At 71.5% G+C, this 20,654-nt stretch carries 14 protein-coding genes; 4 read left to right on the plus strand and 10 right to left on the minus strand.

Annotated elements, in window-relative coordinates:
* Positions 1 to 16: 16 nt before the first annotated feature.
* Genes AC4BGB_RS10355 through AC4BGB_RS10365 form a run of 3 tightly spaced genes read right to left on the minus strand, consistent with a single transcriptional unit; the run spans position 17 to position 2,573 of the window.
* Positions 17 to 796: a type III pantothenate kinase gene (locus AC4BGB_RS10355; RefSeq protein WP_490546693.1), complete on the minus strand. Its 780-nt coding sequence runs from the start codon at positions 794 to 796 to the stop codon at positions 17 to 19.
* The gene (gene panC, locus AC4BGB_RS10360) at positions 796 to 1,671 is read right to left on the minus strand and encodes a pantoate--beta-alanine ligase (RefSeq protein ID WP_490546694.1); all 876 of its coding nucleotides are present in this window, start codon (positions 1,669 to 1,671) and stop codon (positions 796 to 798) included. The genes AC4BGB_RS10355 and panC overlap by 1 nt, the downstream gene beginning before the upstream one ends.
* Positions 1,668 to 2,573, minus strand: a complete 906-nt coding sequence (locus AC4BGB_RS10365; RefSeq protein WP_490546695.1) for a Rossmann-like and DUF2520 domain-containing protein — start codon at positions 2,571 to 2,573, stop codon at positions 1,668 to 1,670. Before AC4BGB_RS10365 ends, panC begins: the two co-directional genes overlap by 4 nt.
* 195 nt (positions 2,574 to 2,768) lie before the next feature.
* On the opposite strand from AC4BGB_RS10365, the gene AC4BGB_RS10370 reads away from it, so the two are divergent.
* Positions 2,769 to 4,943 carry an acyltransferase family protein gene (locus tag AC4BGB_RS10370; protein ID WP_490546696.1) on the plus strand — a complete coding sequence of 725 codons (2,175 nt, stop codon included), beginning with the start codon at positions 2,769 to 2,771 and terminating at the stop codon, positions 4,941 to 4,943.
* A gap of 86 nt (positions 4,944 to 5,029) precedes the next feature.
* Here AC4BGB_RS10370 and AC4BGB_RS10375 read toward each other — a convergent pair whose 3' ends face one another.
* A complete protein-coding gene (locus AC4BGB_RS10375) occupies positions 5,030 to 5,386 on the minus strand; it encodes a CDP-glycerol glycerophosphotransferase family protein (protein ID WP_490546697.1) in 357 nt (118 codons plus the stop codon).
* A gap of 101 nt (positions 5,387 to 5,487) precedes the next feature.
* On the opposite strand from AC4BGB_RS10375, the gene AC4BGB_RS10380 reads away from it, so the two are divergent.
* On the plus strand, positions 5,488 to 7,272 hold the full coding sequence (locus AC4BGB_RS10380; RefSeq protein WP_490546698.1) for a glycosyltransferase family 61 protein: 1,785 nt from the start codon (positions 5,488 to 5,490) through the stop codon (positions 7,270 to 7,272).
* A gap of 6 nt (positions 7,273 to 7,278) precedes the next feature.
* Here AC4BGB_RS10380 and AC4BGB_RS10385 read toward each other — a convergent pair whose 3' ends face one another.
* Together AC4BGB_RS10385 and AC4BGB_RS10390 are read right to left on the minus strand one after the other, a co-directional pair.
* Positions 7,279 to 9,426, minus strand: coding sequence for an acyltransferase family protein (locus tag AC4BGB_RS10385; protein ID WP_490546699.1), 2,148 nt, complete (start codon positions 9,424 to 9,426; stop codon positions 7,279 to 7,281).
* 153 nt (positions 9,427 to 9,579) lie between these two features.
* Entirely contained in the window at positions 9,580 to 10,671 is a 1,092-nt protein-coding gene (locus AC4BGB_RS10390) for a glycosyltransferase family 2 protein (protein ID WP_490546700.1), read from the minus strand.
* An 81-nt stretch (positions 10,672 to 10,752) separates the two neighbouring features.
* Here AC4BGB_RS10390 and AC4BGB_RS10395 point away from each other — a divergent pair, with 81 nt between their 5' ends.
* Positions 10,753 to 14,367 (plus strand): bifunctional glycosyltransferase/CDP-glycerol:glycerophosphate glycerophosphotransferase, encoded by a 3,615-nt coding sequence (locus AC4BGB_RS10395; RefSeq protein ID WP_490546701.1) that lies wholly within the window; start codon positions 10,753 to 10,755, stop codon positions 14,365 to 14,367.
* Positions 14,368 to 14,397: 30 nt separating this feature from the next.
* On the opposite strand, the gene AC4BGB_RS10400 is transcribed toward AC4BGB_RS10395, so the two are convergent.
* A complete protein-coding gene (locus AC4BGB_RS10400; RefSeq protein WP_490546702.1) occupies positions 14,398 to 16,185 on the minus strand; it encodes a glycosyltransferase family 61 protein in 1,788 nt (595 codons plus the stop codon).
* 90 nt (positions 16,186 to 16,275) lie between these two features.
* On the opposite strand from AC4BGB_RS10400, the gene AC4BGB_RS10405 reads away from it, so the two are divergent.
* Complete coding sequence (locus AC4BGB_RS10405) at positions 16,276 to 17,031, plus strand: class I SAM-dependent methyltransferase (protein ID WP_490546703.1); 756 nt, start codon at positions 16,276 to 16,278, stop codon at positions 17,029 to 17,031.
* A 22-nt stretch (positions 17,032 to 17,053) separates the two neighbouring features.
* Here AC4BGB_RS10405 and AC4BGB_RS10410 read toward each other — a convergent pair whose 3' ends face one another.
* The 3 genes from AC4BGB_RS10410 to AC4BGB_RS10420 all read right to left on the minus strand — a co-directional run bounded on the left by AC4BGB_RS10410 (position 17,054) and on the right by AC4BGB_RS10420 (position 20,625).
* Complete coding sequence (locus AC4BGB_RS10410; protein ID WP_490546704.1) at positions 17,054 to 18,493, minus strand: hypothetical protein; 1,440 nt, start codon at positions 18,491 to 18,493, stop codon at positions 17,054 to 17,056.
* A gap of 73 nt (positions 18,494 to 18,566) precedes the next feature.
* Positions 18,567 to 19,580, minus strand: coding sequence for a dTDP-glucose 4,6-dehydratase (gene rfbB, locus AC4BGB_RS10415; RefSeq protein ID WP_490546705.1), 1,014 nt, complete (start codon positions 19,578 to 19,580; stop codon positions 18,567 to 18,569).
* A gap of 97 nt (positions 19,581 to 19,677) precedes the next feature.
* Positions 19,678 to 20,625, minus strand: coding sequence for a glycine betaine ABC transporter substrate-binding protein (locus AC4BGB_RS10420; protein WP_490546706.1), 948 nt, complete (start codon positions 20,623 to 20,625; stop codon positions 19,678 to 19,680).
* Positions 20,626 to 20,654 lie beyond the last annotated feature (29 nt).

Here is a 20,654-nt window from a genome sequence, read left to right on the forward strand (position 1 = left end):
GCGGGACTGTCTCGGACTATCCCGAATTCCGGGCGAACACCAGCTCCAGACCCAGCAGCGTGAGCCAGGGCTGGCGGGCGGTGAACACGCGGCACTCGTCGACCACGATGGGGGCGAGGCCGCCGGTGGCGATGACGTGCACGGTCTCGGGCTGTACGCCGAGCTCCTCGATCATCCGGGCGACGATGCCGTCCACCTGGCTGGCGAAGCCGAAGACCAGGCCGGACTGGAGGGCCTCGACGGTGTTCTTCGCGATCACCGAGCGGGGGCGGAGCAGCTCTACCTTGCGCAGCTGGGCGCCGCGGCGGCCCAGCGCCTCCAGGGAGATGTCGATGCCGGGGGCGATCGCGCCGCCGACGTACTCGCCGCGGGGGCTGACCACGTCGAAGGTGGTGGCGGTGCCGAAGTCGACCACGATCGCCGGGCCGTCGTACAGGCTGGCCGCGGCGAGGGCGTTGACCACCCGGTCGGCGCCGACCTCGCGCGGGTTGTCCATCAGCACGGGTACGCCGGTCCGGACGCCCGGCTCGACCACGACGTTGGGCAGCGTCCCGTAGTGGCGCACCAGCATGTCGCGCCACTCGTGCAGCACCGCGGGCACCGTGGCGCACACGGCGATGCCGCTGAGCCCGTCGGAGACGTTGCTCTCGCGCAGCAGCCCCCTGAGGAGCACCGCCCACTCGTCGGCCGTACGACGCTCGTCGGTCGCCACCCGCCAGTGGTCGAGCACCACGCCGTCCGCGAGCAGGCCGAGGACCGTGTGCGAGTTGCCGATGTCGGCGCAGAGCAGGGTCATCAGCTGTCCCGGCCGAGCACGAGCTCCACGTTGTCGATCAGCCGGGTGGGTCCCACGCGGGCCGCGATCAGCAGCCGGGCAGGGCCGCTCTCGGGGGCGGGTCCCAGGTCGGGGTCGCGCAGCTCGAGGTACTCGAGGTCCACGCCGCGGGCGTGCCGCAGCTCGTGGCGCGCGGCGCCGATCGCGGCGGAGGGGCCGTACCGCGCGGCGTTGCGCGCGGCGAACAGGGTGCGCGCGAGGGCCGCGGCACGCCACCGCTGGTCCTCGTCGAGGTAGCCGTTGCGGGTGGACAGCGCCAGGCCGTCGGGCTCGCGCACGGTCTCGGCACCGATCACCTGCACGCCCATGCACAGGTCGTCGACCATCCGCCGGATCAGCACCAGCTGCTGGTAGTCCTTCTGCCCGAAGACCGCCACGTCGGGCCGGACGAGCCCGAACAGCTTGGCGACCACCGTGAGCACCCCGTGGAAGTGGGTCGGGCGCGAGCCGCCCTCCAGCACCGTGGCGAGGGGACCCGGGTCGACGGTGACCTGGGGGTCGCCCCCCGGGTAGACCTCCTCCACCGAGGGCGCGAACACGATGTCGACGCCCCGCTCCGCGCAGACCTGCACGTCGGACTCGAACGTGCGCGGGTAGCGGTCGAGGTCCTCACCGGGGGCGAACTGGAGCGGGTTGACGAAGATCGACGCGACCACGGGGGCCTGCGCACCGACCTCGTCCCGCGCGCGGGCGAAGAGCGCGGCGTGCCCGGCGTGCAGGGCACCCATGGTCGGCACCAGCGCGACGCGGGGGCTCGGCGTGGCCCCGCCGGCGAACCGGTGCAGGGCGTCGTGCAGCTCCTCGCGACTGTGCGCGAGGAGAGGGGCGGACGTCATCGCGAGTCGCTCCTGGTGCGCTGGCGCACGACGGCAGGCGCGGTCCCCTCGACGCGCGCCAGCGCCTCGTCGAGCATCCCGACCAGCCGGACCGCGCGGATGGGCAGCAGCCGGCCGTCGAGGACGGCCCGCTCGGCGGTGGCCTTGGCCATCGCGACGTACGACGGGATCGTGGCGGGCGCGTTCTCGGTGATGTCGTCGAGGTGCGCCTGCACGGTGAGCACGTCTCCGCGCACGATGGGACCGGTCAGTGCCGCGTCGCCGGAGGCCAGCGCGTTGTCGAGCGCCGCGTTCAGCAGCGGCCGCAGCGTGGCCGCCGGGTCCTCGGCGCCCGAGGCTGCGAGGAGCTCCATCGCCTGGCTGACCAGGGTGACGAGGTGGTTCGCGCCGTGCGCGAGGCCTGCGTGGTAGAGCGTGCGCTTGCTCTCCGGCACCCACAGGGGGATGCCGTCGAGGTCGGCGACCAGCGCCTCGGCGTACGCGCGCTCCCCCTCACCGGCCGTCATCCCGAAGACGCAGCCCGAGAGCCGGTCGAGGTCCAGGGCGGTGCCGGTGAAGGTCATCGCCGGGTGCATCGCGACGGGGCGCGCCCCGATCGCGGTGGCGGGCTCGAGGACCGCCAGCCCGTGACGGCCCGAGGTGTGGCACACGACCTGGCCCTCGCGGATCGCGCCGGCCCCCACGAGGGTGGTCACGACGTTGCCGAGCATGTCGTCGGGGACCGTGAGGAGCAGCAGGTCGCTGGACCGGGCGACGTCGGTGGGCTTGGCCACCGGTACCCCGGGCAGCATCGTCGCGATGCGGTGCAGGGAGGCAGGTGAGTCGCCGGCGGCGGCCACGACCTCGTGACCCGCGGCGCGCAGCGCCGCGGACAGGACGGCGCCGACACGACCGGCGCCCACAACTCCGACTCGAGCCATCAGACGACATCCCTTTCGTTCCAGTCCCTGGCGGGTACCGGACTACTCACGAATGGTGCAGACCGAGCGTACGCCCGGCCGACGGGCAGTGGAACCGAAGGGGAGGGGTTAGTTTGGTCACAGCCACGCGCCCTCACCGCCGCCCCTGCGGGCGCAGGCCCAAGTACGATCCACCCGATGAGCGCGACCACCAGGAACCCCGAGGACCTGGGGGTCGGCGATCCGTCCGGGAAGACGTCCGGCAGGCCGCCTCACGGGGCCGAGGGCCGCACCAGCGGGGGCCACGCGCTGCGCACCGACATCCAGGGGCTCCGCGCCGTCGCGGTGTCACTGGTGGTGATCTATCACCTGGTCCCCTCGAGCCTCACCGGCGGCTTCGCGGGCGTCGACGTCTTCTTCGTGATCTCCGGCTTCCTGATCACGCTGCACCTGATGCACAGGCCCCCGGCCGGCGGAGGCGACCTGGCGCGGTTCTGGGGCCGCCGGATCCGGCGGCTGCTGCCGGCATCGTTGCTCGTCCTGACCAGCACCCTGGTGCTCTCCCGGCTGTTCGCCCCGGACACCCAGTGGGCCAACACCGCCTCCCAGGCCCGCGCCGCCACCCTCTACGTCGTCAACTGGCTGCTGGCCCGGGACTCGGTGGACTACCTCGCCGCCGAGAACGCACCCAGTCCCGTCCAGCACTTCTGGTCGCTCTCCGTGGAGGAGCAGTTCTACTTCGTCTGGCCCCTCCTGATCCTCGCCGTCCTCGTCCTGGCCAGGAGGCGTCGCTGGAACCCGGACATCGCGATCCTGTGCGGCCTCGCGACGCTGGTCACCCTGTCCCTGGGGTACTCGATCTGGGCCACCGCCCACGACCCCGCTGCGGCCTACTTCGTCACCCCCACGCGGATGTGGGAGCTCGGGATCGGCGGGCTGCTGGCCGTCGTGGTCGCGGTGCGCCGCCGACGTGACCTCCCCTCACTGCTCCCCGATCGGACCCGGGTCGTGCTGGCGTGGGCAGGCTTCGCGGCAATCGCGTGGACCGCGTGGAGCTACACCGGCGAGACTCCGTTCCCCGGATGGCGTGCCCTGCTCCCCGTGGTCGGCACCGCACTCGTGATCGGCGCGCACGCTCCGATGAGCAGGCTCTCCCCCGGGCCGCTCCTCGCCGTACGCCCGATGCAGTGGCTCGGGGACGTCTCGTACTCGGTCTACCTGTGGCACTGGCCGCTGATCGTGCTGATCCCCCAGGCACGTGGCGACGCGATGGACAACCTCGACCGGGTCCTGGCCCTGGCGCTCACCTTGGTCCTCGCCCACGTGACCAAGGTGTACGTCGAGGACCGGTTCCGCACCCCGGGATGGGGACGTCCCCTGTACAAGCCGTTCCTTGTCGGCGCTGCCGGGATGGCCCTCGTGCTCGCCCTGGCCGGGCTCCAGCAGCTGGAGGTGGACCAGCGCAAGGATCGCTCGGACGCCGAGCTCGCCCGCGCGCTGGCAGACGGTGGGGCCTGCTTCGGAGCCGCTGCCCTGGACGCAGCCGAGCGGTGCGACCCGGTCCCCTCCGAGAAGATCGTGCCGGCCCCCGTCGACGCTGCAGGCGACAAGTCCCGAGCCTACGAGGACGTCCCGGGCGGCAAGAACTGCTTCGCCTACCCCCCGAAGTTCCGCTCGGTGCGCTGCACCTTCGGTGACGTGGACGCCGACACGGAGATCGCCCTGGTCGGCAACTCCCATGCCGGCCAGTGGCTACCCGCGCTCGAGCGTCTCGCCGAGAAGAACCGGTGGCGCGTCACCACCTACCTGGCCTCCCAGTGCGCTGCCGCTGACACCGCGCAGTCCTTCGACACCCCGGCTGGGACAAGGGCATGCCTGGCCTGGGTGGAACGGACCACCAGCGCCGTGGCGCGCAGCGGGCCGGACGCCGTCGTCTACACGAACCGCATCTCGGTGGCGGCCGAGGGCAAGTCCTTCGAGGACAGCGGCGAGGACTACCGCGACGGGATGGAGAGTGTGCTGCGCGAGTGGGGCTCCGAAGACCTGCGGGTGCTGGTGCTTCGCGACACCCCCGCCCCGGGCGCGTCCATCCCGGACTGCCTTTCCGAGCACCCGGACGACCTCCCCGCCTGCGACGGGACCCGCGAGGAGTGGCTGCCCGCGGACGAGTCGGAGAGCGCCGTACGCAGCGTCGGGTCGCCCCGAGCCACGTTCGTCGATCTCACCGACCACATCTGCGAGGAGGAGAGGTGTGGCGCGGTCACCGGCGGCGTGGTCACCTACTTCGACGGCTCCCACCTGACGGCCACCTTCGCCGCCACCCTGCACCCGTACCTGGGACCGCCACTGCGACGTCTGGTACGTGGTGGGTGATCCTTCGTCCCCCGTGTGGTGACCCGGCACCACTCAGGGAGCAGGGACGACCGGCCGCTTGCGCGCGGAAGCCAGGACCGCGTCGGTCACCCGCTCACAGCACCGCCGTGGCCGACGTGACCTCCGCTGCTGACCCGGTCCCGGTCGAACTGGTAGTAGACGACCGCCCGGTCGATGCAGGCGGAGTTGAAGGCCATGGATGAGTAGTCCGTGACGAGGACTGCAGCCCGGGCGAACAGCTCCTGGACGTCGTCGTCGAAGGTGAACCTGCGAATGTGCTCGGGCAGCGTGCCGTCACGCAGGGCATCGTGCAGGTTCGGATGAGGAAGGAAGCCCACCTCCACCCCCAGCTCCGCGGCAGCGTCGCGCAGGCGTGAGGAGCTGAGGATCACCTCGCGGTCGGTGAACACGTAGCTGCAGACCGAGCGTACGCCCGGCGCCACCGGGTGGGAATGGTCGTCTCGGTGTGCTGCATCACAGTGCCGCCCGGCGGCTATGCTCGGGCCCCGCATCCCGTGTTCCCACCTGCCGAAGGACCCGACGAGTGACCCTGTTCCGCCCGTGGCGCACGCGCGCGAGCGGTGTCCTCAGTGACGAGGCGAGCACCGGGTCCTCCGGCTCCGGCCTCTACGCCCGGTACGCCGACCTGCTCCCCGAGACCGACGGTCGCCGAACCGTGGTGATCGTCTCCGACGACGACCCCGACTCGCCGGTCCCCGAGCTGGTCGCACCTCCCTGGCCCGCGCGGGTCATCGTGCTCTCGCCCACCGGCCTGCCGGAGTGGGGGCTCGAGGAGCTCGGCGTGGAGCACCACGCGGCCCCGATCGACGACGTCCACACCGTCAACTGGTGGCTGCGGTTCGTCGGCCCGGTCGACGTGATCGTGGACGCTGCCCGCCGCGAGGCCGAGGAGTACGACGCTCTGTGGTTCCGGATCTTCTTCCACCTGCGCCGCCGAGGCCTGTACGTCGTCGACCGCCGCCGCTCCATCGACGGCCTCGAGCCTCCCCAGATCCTCGACATGGCCCGCACTGCCGGCCTCAAGGCGGCCGACCTCCCGGGAGAGGCCCCCGAACGGCGACGCCGCGCCTCCGTGCACTCGGTCAGGGTCGACGCGGACCACGTCGTGGTGGTCAAGGGCGGGCGCCACGTGCTGAAGGTCCGGGAGAAGGACGCCGACCGCATCCTCGCCCAGCGTGAGCCGCAGCTGCGGGTCCAGCAACTGCTGAGCCTGCCCGGGGGCACCCTGACCAGTGCTGCCACGGTGCACTCGCACGAGTCGGCGGTGCCGATTCCCTGGCTCGAGGACAAGCTGACCTACCCCGAGCACCACCTGCGGCACTACCAGGGCGACATCTCGATGATCTCCAACGCGCTCCTGGTCACCGGCCACTCCGCGCTGCCCGACTCGTTCCGGCACCACCGGGCCCACTACCTGGAGAACCCCGTGCTGCACAGCGTCAACGGGGACTTCGCCAGGACGCGGCCGCGCGACCGGCCCCAGCGGACCCTCGAGGGCAGCTACTACCACCTCGACTCCGAGAACTCCGGTCACTACGGGCACCTGCTCACCGAGGTGATGAGTCGCCTGTGGGGCTGGGACGAGGCCAAGAAGCAGATCCCGGACCTCAAGGCGATCTTCCGCATCCGCTACGAGGACGAGCGCGACCCCGCCCTCGAGCGGCAGATCTTCGGTGCCTACGGCATCTCCGAGGACGACATCTGCTGGGTCCACGAGCCCGTCCGGCTGGAGTCGGTGGTCGGCGCCACCCCGATGTGGCACAACCAGGAGCCCCACTACGTGCACCCGGAGATCACCCGTGTCTGGGACCGGGTCCGCGAGTCGCTGCTCGCCCAGGCCACCGTGCCCGTGCAGGGCTTCGAGCGCAGCGGCGGCCGCCGCATCTTCGTCTCACGGCAGGACATCACCACCAACCGCGCCTGCCGCAACACCCGTGAGGTCGAGGCTTTCTTCAGCGAGCGCGGGTTCGACATCGTCTACCCCGAGAACCACGACATCGCTGCCCAGGCGGCGATCTTCGACCGGGCCGAGGTGATCGCCGGCTTCGGCGGGTCCGCGATGTTCAACATCGTGTACTCCCGTGGCTACCGGGGGGTGATCCTGCTGAACCACGAGGCCTACACCGCGCGCAACGAGCACCTCTACACGGTCCTGCTCGGGGGCGAGGTGCACTACTTCTGGAGCACCCCGGACATCCAGCACCCCGCGGGCGGAGGGTGGAGCCGCGAGGCCTACTTCTCGCCCTGGGCCTTCGACTTCGCCCGCAACGCCGACACCCTCGACGACGTCATCACCACCCTGGGCTGACCCGGCTCAGCGCGCCTTGAGCACCCCGGTGCCGAGCAGCTCCTGGTAGAGGTACGGCGCCAGGGTGCGCGCGTAGGTCACGGTCATGTGGCTGTTGTCGCGGTAGACGTTGGCCCCACCGATCACCACCGGGCACTCGTCCTCGTCGCAGAAGAAGCGGGTCAGGTCGACGAGGTGCGCCCCGGGCGTGCGCTCGACCGCGGCGGCGAAGGGGTCATCGAAGCGGTCCAGGGCCTGCTTGCGGCTCAGGCCGCACTTCTCGTTGGCCTCGGAGATCTCCACCGTCGCGAGGCAGTTGTTGGGGTTGTCCTCGGTCGCGCCGCCGGCGCTCGGGTTGTCCCGGACGGCCACGATCGGCACCTTCATCGCAGCGACCGGCGCCCACGAGGCCACCAGCCCCGGCACCATCGACCGGAGCGGCTTCGAGGTCTTGTTGGTCCAGCCGGTGGTGATCACGAAGTCGTACTGGCGCGCGGTGCTGCGCAGGAGCGGGTCCAGGTCGGCCTTGAAGCTGATGCAGGCGTCGCGCAGGGACTTCTCGAAGATCCGGGGACGACCCTCGCCCCAGACGCAGCCGCCCGAGGTGAACAGGTGCAGGGAGAGCACCCGCTTCTCGGCCAGCTCGACCAGCGCGGGCATCAGCGCTCGGGCGTGGGAGTCCCCGATCACGGCGACGTGCGGGACCGAGGGGTCGTCGACCGCACCGAACTCGCACGGCTTCAGCGGTCGCTGGGTCATCAGCTTCTCGCAGTCGGGGTAGTGCGCGTAGTCGTCGGCCACGGCCGTGACGGCCGGCACCAGGTTGCCCTCGAGCTCGGGGTTCGGGCACTCCTGCGACTTCGGGTCCCGCGCGGCAGCGCCGAAGCAGGCGGGCGCCTTCTCGGTCAGCGACTGGGCGAGGGCGGCGGAGCGGCGTACCTCGTGCTCCACGTCCCACCAGGCGGCGGTGCACGCGCCGACCACCAGCGCCGCCGACAACGCTGCCGCCCCCAGTGCCACGCCGGGGCGCCGCAGGTGCAGCCTCCGGGTGGTGCGCACGGGGTCCTCGACCAGGATCTTGGTCAGCCACGCGGCGAGGATCGTGGCCACCAGGACCAGCACCCGCGCGAGGAAGCCCGGGGTGCGGTCGATGACGTAGGGCAGCAGCACGATCAGCGGCCAGTGCCACAGGTAGATCGAGTAGGAGATGTCACCGAGGAAGGTCGCCGGACGCCAGGTCAGCAACCGGCCCGGGGACCAGGGGAGCTCGGGGTTCCCGGCCCACAGCACCGCGACCGTGGCGGCCACCACCACGATGGCGGCGGTCCCGGGCATCGGGGTGGAGTGCGAGAGCACCAGCGCGGCGCCCGCGATCACCAGCAGGCCGAGCCAGGACGCGGCGGCGGCCAGCCGTGGGGCGGCGACGGTGCGGCTGCCGACGAGGCAGGCGAGCAGGGCGCCCGCCCCGAACTCCCAGGCCCGGGTGAACGTGGAGAAGTAGGCCACCGAGGGGTTGTTCACGGTCTGGTGCAGCGAGAACGCGAGAGAGGCCACGGTGGCCACGGCGAGGGTGACCGTGACGACCCTGAGCAGTGACCACCGGAACAGGTTGGCGAGCAGCACGGCACCGAGCACGAGCAGGGGCCAGCCGATGTAGAACTGCTCCTCCGCGGAGAGCGTCCAGTAGTGCTGCACCGGCGAGGGCTCGTTGGAGGAGGCGAGGTAGTCGACGGCGTCGCGCGCCAGCGACCAGTTCTCCACGTAGAGGACGGCGGCGCCGATCTCCTTGAAGAACTGCTGCCACAGCAGCCGCGGGACGAACAAGAAGATGCCCACGCCCGTCGCAGCGAGCACCAGCAGCGCCGCCGGGAGCAGCCGGCGGACGCGCTTGGCCCAGAACTGGGCCAGGGCCACCCGGCCGGTACGCCGGACCTCCCGGACCAGGTTGCCGGTGATCAGGAACCCGGAGATGACGAAGAAGACGTCGACGCCGATGTAGCCGCCCGGCAGGCGGCCCGGCCAGAGGTGGTAGACGACCACGAGCAGGACGGCCACGGCCCGCAGCCCCTGGATCTCCGGGCGCACCGGGGTCGGCGAGGCGGCGGGGCGGGAGCCGCCCTCGGTAGGTCGGGCTTCCCGCACCTGGGGCGGGCCGTCCTGGCCGGTCACCGTCACGCCGAGCGCTCCACTTCGATCCGTCCTCCGGTCCCCGAGAAATCACGCAGCGCTGCACACCGTCGACCGCGGTCCCGGCGCAGGCACCGACCGCCAACGTACCGTCGCCCGCTCACCGGTCAGAACCACCCGGGCGGCGTGGCGTCGTGTGGGTCACACGGGGAACGCGGGAACCCCCGGCCGCCCGCGCCAGGGATGGTCGAGCTCACCGCCCGCCACCGGCAGCGGCCGGTTCGCGTCGATCCAGGCCAGCAGCGCCTCGAGGTCCTCGCGCCTGTCGTGGCTGACCAGCCACCCCATCAGGCGCTGCTGCGCCGGCACGCGGGTGTCCTCGAAGGGCACCGTGCCCTCGTTCCACAGCTCCCGGACGCCCTCGACCAGCAGCGACCAGTAGTCCTCACCGCAGCCCGGCACCGCGCGGAAGTACTCCCACATGTCGATGGGCAGGACCTCGGCGTGGAAGACGTGGCCCACCTCGGGGCCGGCGTGCTCGCGCACCACCCCGGCGCTGTCCCGCTTGGTCTCCAGCCGGTCCACGAGGTCGTCGAGCTCGTGGCGCTTCTGGGTGATCGAGGAGCGATCCTCGCGGACCGCCCACCGGTAGACCACCTCGGTGAGCACGTCGAAGGTGCGCGCCTGCACGAACGCCCTGGTCAGGGCGGGCTGGTCCTCGTAGCGGGTCCCCTCCGGGAAGCGGAGGCCTGCCGAGGTCCAGAACGACCGCCGGTAGAGCTTGTTCCACGCGAACACGTCCGCGAGCATCAGCGGCGCCTGCTCCAGGTCGGTCGCCGCGCGCGCCACGGCGTGGTTGCGCGCCATCAGCGGGGTCGTCCAGCGGCGTACGCCGTCATCGCGCTCGGCCGAGCCCACGGCGAAGTCCGACCCGGTGCGCTCCAGCGAGGCGAGCATGGCGCTCCACGCGTCGGGGGGCAGCACGTCGTCGCTGTCGACGAAGGCCAGGAAGGTCCCCCTCGCCTGTGCGATCCCGGCGTTGCGTGCCGCACCGAGACCGGCGTTCGGCTGGCGGACCAGCCGGATCCTGCCGTCACGACGCATCAGCCTCTCCACGATCGCCACCGAGTCGTCGGGAGACCCGTCGTCGACGACGATCACCTCGTGGTCCGCGACCGGCTGGGCGCCGATGCTGGACAGGCACGCCTCGACGTACGCCGCCACGTCGTAGACCGGGACCACAACGCTGACCACGGGATCGGGCCGCGCGGGCACCCGACGGCGGAACAACATGCGTGGGATCCTAGTGCGGGGGCCGATCAGGCCCGACGGCTATCATCCGTGTGTCACCCGTACCCGCCCGAGGAGGCTCGATTGCCCCCGATCGACCGCCCGCTGAAGCGGGCACGGGCGGTGGCAGGGCGCCTGCGACGGGCGCCACGGCGGGTCTCCCGAGTGGCCCACCGGGCCCGCGGCAAGGTGGCCAGCCGGCTCCCCGGGCGGAGGCCGGCGCTGAGCGTGGTGGTCCCGGTCTACAACGTCGGGGACTGGATCCGGCCGGCGATGGAGAGCCTGGTGACCCAGACTCTCGCGGACCTGGAGATCATCGTCGTCGACGACGGCTCCACCGACGGCTCCATCGGCATCGTGCGCGAGTACGCCGCCCGCGACGACCGGATCTCGATCGTCACCAAGGAGAACGCCGGTCTGGGCGCGGCCCGCAACACCGGGGCCGAGCACGCCACCGGGGAGTTCATCGCGTTCTTCGACTCCGACGACCTGGTGATGCCCGACGCCTACCAGGCGATGGTGGAGCAGCTGCGGCGCAGCGGCTCGGACTTCGTCACCGGTGTCTTCGAGCGCGGCGACGAGTCCGCCTCGGTCAGGCCCAACTGGGTCCGGCGGACGATGGGACGCAACCGCACCGGGATCACGCTGGTCGACGAGCCCGACCTGCTCCTCGACATCACCGCGTGGAACAAGGTGTTCCGGCGCTCGTTCTGGAGGCGCAACGGCTTCCGCTTCGTCGAGGGCGTCCGCTACGAGGACCAGGTCCCGATCACCCGCGCCTACCTCACGGCGCGCTCCTTCGACGTCCTGCGGCAGCGGGTCTACATCTGGCGGACCCGGCTCGACGGCAGCTCCATCACCCAGCAGAAGTCCTCGATCGCGGACCTGCGCGACCGCCTGCGCAGCCAGGTGGAGTGCGCGGAGATGATGCGCGAGGCGCCCGAGCTGATCCGGGAGACGTGGTACCTCAAGCTCCTGGACTACGACTTCCCCAACTACCTGATGGCTGCCCTCAACGCCGATCCCGACTACGTGAAGCTGTTGTTCGGGCGCCTGGAGCGACTGCGCACCGAGGTCCCCCCGCACGTGTGGAGCAGGGTCGCCTTCCGCAACCGGGCGAAGTCGTGGGTGCTCAGCCACGGCCGGCTCGACCTCGGCGTCGAGCTCCGCGCGTGGTTCGAGCGCGACCAGACCGGGCTGCCGACCGTCGACCGCGGCGACCACCTCGCCTACGCCCCGCCCTTCGAGATCAGCGACGAGGACCTGCCCGACTGGGTGTGCCGCATCTACGAGGTGGACGTGCGGCCCGTGGTCCGGCTGGTCGGCGCGACCTGGGAGGACCACGAGCTGGTCCTGCGCGGTTCGGCGTACCTCGCCCCGCTGCCGCGCGACTTCGGCTCCCCCACCCTGGAGCTCCACCTCGTCACCCCTGAGGGCGAGCGCCTCGAGGTGCCGGTGAGCAGGTACGCCGACCTCGAGCTCGACCACCTCGCCCGGATGGCCTTCGCGGACATGTCCGACACCGGGTTCGAGGCGCGGATCGACGGCGACTGGCTGGCGAAGGTCGCGCCGGAGGGCCAGGCCAGCCTGCTCCTGGAGTTCACCCAGCGGCAGGGCGGCTTCGAGCGGGTCAGCAACCTCACCCACGTCGTCCCCACCTGCAACGGTGCGAGCCGCGAGCCCCGCAACTGCAACGGCCGGATGGTGCGGCTGGCCGGGGTGGTGGACACGGGCCACCGCCTGCTCGTCCACGACACCTGGGCCTGGTCGAGCAGCCACCGCCCCCTCGACGACTCCACCCTCGAGCTCACCCTCGAGGTCCCTGCCTCGGACCCGCCCACGCGGGCCTGGCTCGCCCGCCGCGGCGAGCCCAACACCCCGGTGCCGCTCGAGGTCCGCGGCGACGGCACGGCGCTGGTCCGGCTGCAGCCCGGGTCCGGGCAGCGGCTGCGCACCCGGCACGCGTCCGGCGTGAAGCTCGACGTGTTGTGGGCCGAGGAGCCGAACGTCCTGGGGAGCAACGCGGTCGGGGGCTTCGTGCACCGGGGCCCGGCGCAGAACGTCCTGGTGGGCGAGCCGCTGCCGGCGGCGGCGATCTCCGAGGTGATCGAGGGCGAGAGGTCGCTCGTGGTGCGCGGCACCACCCTCGCCGCCGCGGGCGGGCACCTCCACCTGCGCGGTCCCCGCAGCACCGGCCTGCCCTCGGCCCCGCTGCCCGCGGGTGACTTCGAGGTCGAGCTGCCGCTGGAGCAGGACCCCTGGGGGCTGGGCCGGACCCCGCTCACCGCGGGCCTCTACCTCCTGGCCCTGGAGCCGGCGGACGCCACCGATCACGCTCCCGGCCACCCCGCCGGGGCTCCCTCCGGGGACGCCGAGGAGAGCAGCTACGTGTTCGCCGCGACCTCGTTGCGCCGGCGCCTGCCCCTGGTGGTGGACCAGTCGCCCTTGCACGCCGAGGTCGGGACGTCGCACCTGTGCCAGATCGAGGTCTGGTCCCGGCCGCTCCCGCAGTCCGAGGCCTCGCCCCGGCAGCGACAGCACCTGCGCACCGAGGTCTACCCGGAGGCGATCGCCGCCCCCCGGCTGCCCTGCGTGCTGTTCGAGGCGTTCAACGGCACCAGCACCGGCGACTCGCTCGCCGCGATCGCCCGCGAGCTGCTGCGCCGTGACGCCGGCCTCGACCTGGTGTGGAGCATCGCCGACAGCTCGGTCGCCGTACCCCCGGGGACTCGGGGCGTGGTCCGCCAGAGCCGGGAGTGGTACGAGCTGCTGGGCCGTGCGGCGTACGTCGTCAACAACGCGAACTTCCCGTTCTACTTCCGCAAGGCGCCCGGGCAGGTCTACCTGCAGACCTGGCACGGCACCCCGCTGAAGCGGATCGCGAACGACATGGAGGACACCCGCTACCTCTCGGTGACCTACAGCCGGACCATGGTCTACGAGGCCTCCGTGTGGGACTTCCTGATCTCCCCGAGCCCCTTCTGCTCCGAGATCTTCCCGCGCGCCTTCGACTACCACGGCAAGCTTCTGGAGAGCGGCTACCCGCGCAACGAGGCGCTGGTCGGTCCCGGGCGCGAGGAGCGCCGCCAGGACGTACGACGCCGGCTCGGCATCGCCGAGGACCAGCGGGTCCTGCTCTACGCGCCCACCTGGCGGGAGACCGCCAGGTCCGGCGGCTCCCACTCCAAGGTCCTCTACCTCGACGCCCGCGAGGTGGTCGAGGCGGTGCCGGGGACCGTGGTGCTGGTCCGCGGGCACGCCAACACCTCCGGCTCGGGATCGGTCGCCGGCGACGGGTCCTCGAAGGTCATCGACGTCACGCTCTACCCCGACATCAACGACCTCTACCTCGCCAGCGACGCGCTGGTCACCGACTACTCCTCGGTGATGTTCGACTACGCCCTGCTCGACCGGCCGATGATGTTCCTGGTGCCCGACCTGGTCGACTACCGCGACCGCCTGCGCGGGTTCTACTTCGACTTCGAGGCGACCGCCCCGGGCCCGCTGTTCGCCGACCAGGAGGCACTGGTCCAGCACCTGCGCGACGCAGCGCTCTCCGGCGACGAACACGCCCCCGACGACTACGCCCCCGACGACTACGCAGGGGCCCGAGCCGCCTTCCGGGACCGGTTCACCCCCTGGGACGACACCGGGACCACCGGCCGCGTCGTCGACGCCGTCTTCGGCCCGTCCGCCTGACCCGACTGGCAGCGGGCTCCGGACCGGGGCTCAGAACCGGTCGAGCAGCTGCTCCAGGGCCGGCTGGTCGCGCGCGAAGTCGAACCGGTAGTCCCGGTGCATCCCGGTGATCGGCCGTCCGGTGACGTCCTTCTCGCGCAGGACCGGCTCCTCGGGGCACCAGAACTGGTGCAGCGTGTGCCCCAGCGCCGTGGCCAGGAGGTACTCGTTGTTGGAGTTGTAGGAAGCTCCGACGAACCCGATCACGTCGAGGTGCTCACGGCTGAACAGCTGGCCGTAGAGCTGTGAGCCGATGTAGCCGGCGACGACCCTGGCCTCCCGGAACAGCGCCGCCTGCTCGGCGATCGTGTGCTCCTCGGGCCGCAGCACCGTGAACCCGCGCGCCGCGAACAGCGCCTCGAGCTCGTCGGCGTTGACGCACTCGCGCCAGAGCCCGCGCTGGCGGCTGAGGAAGATGCGCTCGTACCCGGCTCCGTGCACCTGCTCGACACCGCTCTGCAGCCGGCTGTAGACGTCCCTGATCTGCGGGCTGACGTAGCGCCCGATGTGGTACATCGGCATCGCCGCGACCAGCGAGTCGACCCGCACCGCCCCGTCGAAGACCACGACGTCCTCGGGCGGGATGCCGAAGGCCGCGAGCAGCTCGAGCTGGAACGGCACCACCTTGCTGACCAGCAGCTTGAGGCCGGGGTTGGCGGCCTTCGCCTGCGGCCAGCCCCAGAGCCTGCCGAGCCGCTCGGTCATGAAGTGGCCGAAGTGCGCGGGGTACTCGTGGTCGAGGTGGTAGTACTGCCCGACGAGCCGGTCGGGCGACGACACGTCTGGGGCGTGCACGAAGTAGTGCGAGGTGTCGCGCAGCCGGGTCCGCGTCTGCATCGGGCCACCCCACAGCCGGAAGGAGTCGGGCAGGACCAGGTTGTCCTTGACGAGCAGCCCCGCGGGGAGGGCGACGACGTCGTCGTACTCGCGGAGCAGGAGCTTGGGGACCCCGAACCTGACCGGGTAGCGCCTGGCCCGCTGCTCCTCGTCGTTGTGGTGGCCCAGGGCGCTGGAATCGACGACCGTGCGGCGTATCTTGCGCACGACGCGGGACCAGTCGGCACCCTCCCGGCGCCGCAGGATCGGCTCGAGCTCGGTGTGCCGGACCTTGATGCTCACCTCGCCACGACGCCGTACGACGACGAGGTCCCGGGAGACCTCGACGCTCTCGATCGTCCTGGCGAGCTCGCGATCCAACGGGTCCAGGCCCGCGGCGGGTGCGGCTGCGCCACCGGCGGCCTGCGCCAGCCGGCAGGCGAGCTCGACGACGTTGCCCCCGGTGACGTCGGCCCCGTCGTCGGACCAGACCGAGGCCGCGTCGTCGACGACGTAGACCCCACCCGAGCGGACGTGGCCCAGCAGCCACCTCAGCAGGCGGCGCTTCTCGTACTGGGAGGTCGAGCCGTGCTCGACGACGAGGTCGTAGGGGCCCGAGCTCGACATCAGCTGATGCAGCTCGGGCGAGGTCGCGACCGGGTGCCGCGGCCACGGCACCTCCGGAACGCGCTCCCCGGGCACGGCGGGCTTCTCCTCCGACCCCTCACCCAGGACGAACCCGGTCACCGAGGCGCCGTCGAGCAGTTCGCGCAGGGAGGCGTACAGCGCGTCGAGGTCGCCGGGACCCGCCACCATCGCCACGGTCTCGATCCGGAGGCCCGCCAGCGCGCGGCGGTAGGCCGCCAGCCGCGGACCGACCTCGTGGACCTGCGGCTGGACGGACGGACGTGCGAGCTGGACCGGCGTGAACCTGCGCAGCAACGGGGAACGGATGAGCGGCATGGCAGATGGTTACACGCGAGAGCGCCAAACGTAGCGCGCAGCGTCCAGGGTCTATCCGGCTCACCGTGTCTCGGATTAGTGTCCCTGTGCATGTACTACCTCGACTTCTTCACGCAGATGCACGCTCGGCTGCAGCCGCAGACCTACCTCGAGATCGGCGTCGCCGAGGGCAAGAGCATCCGGCTCTCCTCCTGCCGTTCCGTGGGCATCGACCCCGGCTTCAAGATCGTCACGCCGCTCGACGGCGACTACGCCCTGATCCGTACGACGAGCGACGAGTACTTCAGCCGTGAGGACCCTCTCGAGCCCACCGGCGGGCGTCGTTTCGACCTGGCCTTCATCGACGGTCTGCACCTCTTCGAGTTCGCACTGCGCGACTTCATCAACACCGAGCGGCACTGCACGGAGCAGTCCCTGATCGTCTTCGACGACGTCCTCCCGCGCTCGGTCGACGAAGCGGCCCGCGAGCGGCACACGACGGAGTGGACCGGCGACGTCTTCCCGATCCTCGACGTGCTGGCCCAGTACCGCCCCGAGCTCTCCGTGGTGCCGGTCAACACCAGCCCGACCGGGTTGCTGCTGGTGATGGGGCTGGACCCGGGCAGCACCGTGCTCGCGGACAACTTCGAGGCGATCCTGGCCAGCAGGCGGCGGCCGGACCCCCAGGACGTGCCGGAGCTGCTGCTGGACCGCACCAGCGTCTCGTCACCCCAGCGGGTGCTGGACTCGGGGTTCTGGGACGTGCTGCGCGAGTCCCGTGAGGGCAACCCGAGCTTTCGGACCGACCTCAACCAGGCGCTCACCACCAGCCTGGGCCCGGCCTTCGCGGGCCGGGTCCCCGCCTGACCCACGAGGCAGCCTCTCCGGGTCAGCCGACCCGGTCGCCGTACCACCGGCGCAGCGCGGGCACCTTGCGCAGGCCCGCGACCACCGGGCCCGGCACCGCCTTGCGCACCCGGACCAGGACACCCGCACCGGACGTCCCGGCCGCGCCCGGCGCCGGGCCGGACCCCGAGGTGAGCGATGAGGTGAGCGATGAGGTGGGTTCCAGGGACATGGAGCCCACCCCGTCCACGGCGAGGGTCAGGCCCAGCGGCGCCGGCTTCATGTTCCCGAACGCGACGGACAGCGGGTAGCGGCCGGCGAGCCCGGAGAGCCACGCCTGGAGGTGCGTCCCCTCGGCGTCGGTCCGCAGCACCGCAGGGATCCTCAGGCCGCCCAGGAGCAGGGAGCCCGCCAGCTCGTCGGTCCGGGCCACGTGGGGACCCCGGACCGGCAGCACCAGCTCGATGCCCTCGACCGACTCGGTGATCCGCGCCGCGGTGTGGTCGGGCTTGAAGTAGCGGCGCCGGACCCGGTCCACCTGCAGCAGCAGGTCGTCGCTCTGCAGCGTCGGCACCACCGGGCGTCCGCTGATCAGGCCCGCGGCCAGCCGGGTCCGCGGGAGCGGGGACCAGGCGCTGTGCCCGGGTGCAGTGGCGAGGACCCCGACGAGCCAGTCGCCCTCGTCGAGGGGGTGACCGAGCGCAGCGGTCCCCACGTCGAGCCGCCCGCTGAGCACGACCCCGTCCGTGGTGGTCTCGGCCTGCGTCGGCACGGCGTACTCGATCCCGTCCTGACCGCGTACGGCGAAGCGGTACTCCGCCTCGGGCCACGCCACGGAGGCGATGGCGCCCAGGACCAGGTCGACGCCGTCCCAGGTCGCGCTCGGCTCCCGGACCGTGACCTCGTCCTCGACGCCGGCGTCGCCGCCAGCCTGCGAGGCGGCCAGCACCGGGTAGTCCTCCAGGGCCGTTACCTTCTTCGCCTCGGCGAGCAGCGTCTGGTGCCAGCCGTCCAGCCAGCCGGCGGCGGACTCGGCGGACGGCACGGGCACGCCGGCGGCCAGGGAGGCCGACACCAGGGCGACGGCCACGGGTCCCCCGGAGGCCTCCGCGCCCCACGTCGCCTGCCCGACCCGGCGGCCCACGACGAGGTCGTGGCCCTGCTCCGCCACGGCCGTCAGCCGGGCGATCGCCTCGGGATGGAGCAGGTCGCCGATCCTGATCACCAGGAGGCCGTCCGCACGGCTGTGCGTCACCACCCGCTCCATCGCCGGACCCCAGCCGTCGGCCTCCACGGTGACGACCTCGAGGTTCGGCCGCTTCCGGACGAGGTCCTCGAGTCGCTCCCGCGACGCCGGGTCGAGCTCCGGGACCACGTAGGTGACCGAGAAGTCCGGCAGCGGGACCTGCTGGAGGTCGAGGGCACCGGAGGTGCGGGCGAGGTCGTCGAGACTCTCGCACAGCACGGGGACCTGAACGTGCATCGGCGGACTCCTGGAGCTCGGGTGCAGGAACGCCCGATCAGGCTAGCCGAGAATCAGGGTCTGCACCCTTCGCTCACTGGCCCAGTTTTTCGTACTTCGCCTCGGTGGCGGCCTTGCGGGGGCGCCACCAGTCCTCGTGGGTGCGGTACCACTCGATCGTGCTGGCCAGCCCGCTCTCGAAGTCGGTCATGGCCGGCTCCCAGCCCAGCTCGGTGCGGAGCTTGGTGGAGTCGATCGCGTAGCGCAGGTCGTGCCCGGCCCGGTCGTTGACGTGGTCGAAGTCGTCCTCGGGGCGGCCCATCAGGCGCAGCAGGGCCTGGACGACCTCCAGGTTGTTCCGCTCCCCGTCGGCCCCGATCAGGTAGGTCTGGCCGATCTCGCCGCGCTCGATGATCCGCAGCACCGCGGAGCTGTGGTCCTCGGCGTGGATCCAGTCGCGCACGTTGAGGCCGGCGCCGTACAGCCGCGGCCGGATGCCGTCGATCAGGTTGGTGATCTGGCGCGGGATGAACTTCTCCACGTGCTGGTAGGGGCCGTAGTTGTTCGAGCAGTTGCTGATCGTGGCGCGCACCCCGAAGGACCTCACCCAGGCGCGGACCAGCAGGTCCGAGCCTGCCTTGGTCGAGGAGTACGGGCTCGAGGGGTTGTACGGCGTGGCCTCGGTGAACCTGTCCGGCGAGTCGAGCTCGAGGTCGCCGTACACCTCGTCGGTCGAGATGTGGTGCATCCGCAGGTCGTGACGCCGGGCGGCCTCGAGCAGGGTGAAGGTGCCGGTGAGGTTGGTGTGCATGAACGGCGACGGGTCGTCGAGCGAGTTGTCGTTGTGCGACTCCGCCGCGAAGTGCACCAGCACCCCGTCCTCGGCGGCGGTCCTGGCGGCCAGGTCCCCCACCAGCGCGGGGTCCGCGATGTCGCCCACGACCAGCTCGAGCCGCTCGGGCGGCAGCCCCTCCAGGGTGCGCCGGTCCCCGGCGTAGGTGAGCTTGTCGAGCACGGTCACGTGGGCGTCGGTGTGCTCGAGCACGTGACGCACGAAGTTGGAACCGATGAATCCAGCACCACCGGTGACCAGGAAGGACGAAGGCATGCGCCGCACTTTATCGGTCGGCCCCGCTCGCCGGCGGCGCCGGACCCCGTGGGCCCGGCGCCGCCGCTCAGTGGTCCCGTGGTGGGGCCGTGCGGGCTCAGCCCTTCTTGGCGAGGTCCGCGATCGTCTTCAGGTCGAACTTCTCGGCCGTCTCCTTGGTGACCACGACCGCGTCGCTGTCCTGGGCCTCCGACTGCTCCAGCGCGACCAGGTTCGCCGGCAGCGCCTTGGTCAGGGCGGCGTAGACGTCCTCGGGGCTGGTGGCGGTGGTGTTCTTGTCGATGAAGGTCAGGATCGTGCCGGTGTACTCGGGGAAGAGGTCGAGCGAGCCCGACTCCAGCGCCGGGTAGTACTTCTCCCGGCTCCCGATGTTCAGCTTCTTCTTGACCGTGGCTCCCTGCGCCTCCAGCGCCTGCGCGTAGATCTCGGCGAGGATCTCGTTCTCGGTGAAGTTCGCCGAGCCGACGGTCAGCGACACGTCCTTCGCGGAGTCCGTGGTGGTGGTCGGCAAGTTCTCGGCCAGCCAGCTCTTCGCGACCGCGGCGGGCTCCTTCTTCTCGTTGGTGACCTCACCGATCAGGTCACCGACGCCGTCGGTGGTCAGCTTCGCCGAGATCCCGTCGAGGACCTTCTTGACGCCGTCGGTCGCCTTGTCCTTGTTGATGATCGGGACGATGTTCTGCGCTGCGAAGTTCGACTTGGGGTCCTCGAGGATCACGAAGTCGTTCGCCTCGATGGCCGGGTCGGTGGTGAACAGGTCGACCGCGTCGACCTGTCCGCGCTTGAGCGCGTTCACGGTCACCGGGCCGCCGACGTCGGTGACGGTGTACTTGGCGAACTTCACCCCGTAGTTCTTCTCCAGGCCGGGGATCCCGTCGGTGCGGGTCTTGAACTCCGGCGGTCCCCCGAAGATCATCTGGGAGGCGATCGTCCCGCTCCCGCTCTTGGAGCCCGAGTCCGAGTCCGAGTCGCTCGACCCGCACCCGCTCAGGCCCAGGGTCAGGGCGGTGGCGGTCGCTGCGAGCGCAACGAGCTTGGTTCTCATGTTCTTCTCCTGGTGGTTTCCACTGGTGG

This window comes from Nocardioides sp. Z30_9, from assembly GCF_058215735.1.